Genomic DNA, 1,549 nt, shown 5'->3' with positions numbered 1-1,549 from the left:
CGGAGAGCCGGACGGCCACTCCAGGGAAGCCACGGTCGGCAAGAACCCATCAGCCACATCCGGCCCTCCCGGGCCACCTAACACCTTACGGAGCACCGATGAGCGAACGAACCGGACCCGCCCCCGACCGGCGCGCGGGGTGCGACGGGCGCTCCTGGCGCTCCTGGTGCTCCTGGTGCTCCTGCCGCGATGGGCTCGGCGGGGTGGCCGCATGAGCACCACCGGCTCCCCCACCGACGCCCCCGTCCGGCTACTGGTCTGCGACGACCACGCGGTGGTCCGGGCCGGCCTGCTGGCACTGCTCGCCAGCGCGGGCGACATCGCAGTGGTCGGCGAGGCGAGCACCGGGGAGGAGGCGGTCGCGCTGGCCGCCAGGCTGGCGCCGCAGGTGGTGCTGATGGACCTCCAACTCGGCGACGGCATCGACGGGGTGGAGGCCACCCGCCGGATCAGCGCCACCCCGGGCGGCCCGCACGTGCTCGTGCTCACCACCTACGACACCGACGCCGACATCACCCGGGCGATCGCCGCGGGCGCCACCGGCTACCTGCTGAAGGCCGAGCGGCCGGAGGAGTTGTTCGCCGCCGTGCACGCCGCCGCCCGGGGCCGCACGGTGCTCTCGCCGCCGGTCGCCTCCCGGGTGATGGCACAGATGCGGGCGCCCTCACCGCAGCTCACCGAGCGCGAGCAGGACATCCTCGCGCAGCTGGGGCAGGGGCTGGGCAACCGGGAGATCGCCCGGGCGCTGTTCATCAGCGAGGCCACCGTGAAGACCCATCTCGGCCGGATCTACGACAAGTTGGGGGTGGACACCCGGGCCGGCGCGGTGGCCGTGGCCAAGGAGCGCCGACTGCTGCGCTGACGGGCGCTCACGTCCGCCGGGCCCGGCCTGTCGGCGAACTCACTCTGCATCAGCCCGCCGGGGCACCGCCGGACGCATCCGCTGCGCTCAGCGCTCGCGTGGTGTCACTGCGTGCTGCCATGATGCTCGGAATGTCGGATTCCAGCACGGCCCACGCCCGGCCCGCCGCCCGTACCGGCGCCCGCCGCGCGCCCGCCGAAGGGCCGCCGGGCGCCCTGTCGGGCCTCAATCCGCTGGTCCGGCGCCTGGCGGGACCTTCCGGACCGACCATCACGTTTGTGGATTTTTCGTGGATCCCGCTATTGACAAACCAACCACGCGGTTTGTTAACGTGATACCAACGACGTCCCCGGGGGTGGGGGCTCGCCGGGGCCTGTGCGGACCGCTCTCGCCGGAGGGTGCTGCCAGGGGGGAACGGCGGGGCTGCCGGGGAGTCGGGGGGAGCGGCAGCGCGAAGCCGCGCGACGAGGCGGTGCGGAGCGAGTCCGGGGGGACTCGCTCCGCGCCTCCCCTGCGTGCGCGGCCCTCAGCCGCGTCCAGCGCCTTCCATTTCTTCCGGCTTTTCCGGCTTTTCCGGCTTTTCCGCAGCCGGCTAGTAGGGCTTTGTTAGGTGCCCCGGATGATCGGCCAGGGTGGGGTTGTGATTTTCTTTCAGGTGTGACACCTGAGGAGATGGAGATGGTCCGC

1 protein-coding gene is annotated in these 1,549 nt (G+C 72.5%); it reads left to right on the top strand.

Going from position 1 to position 1,549, the window contains the following annotated elements; translation table 11 throughout:
• The first annotated feature begins 211 nt into the window (after nt 1–211).
• On the top strand, nt 212–862 hold the full coding sequence (locus ACFWPT_RS40895; protein ID WP_380488123.1) for a response regulator: 651 nt from the start codon (nt 212–214) through the stop codon (nt 860–862).
• Nucleotides 863–1,549: the final 687 nt, after the last annotated feature.

The organism is Kitasatospora sp. NPDC058478 (genome assembly GCF_042720345.1).
GTDB lineage: Bacteria > Actinomycetota > Actinomycetes > Streptomycetales > Streptomycetaceae > Kitasatospora.
The sequence above is the reverse complement of the archived record's forward strand: the minus strand, read 5'-3'. Positions and strand labels throughout refer to the sequence as shown.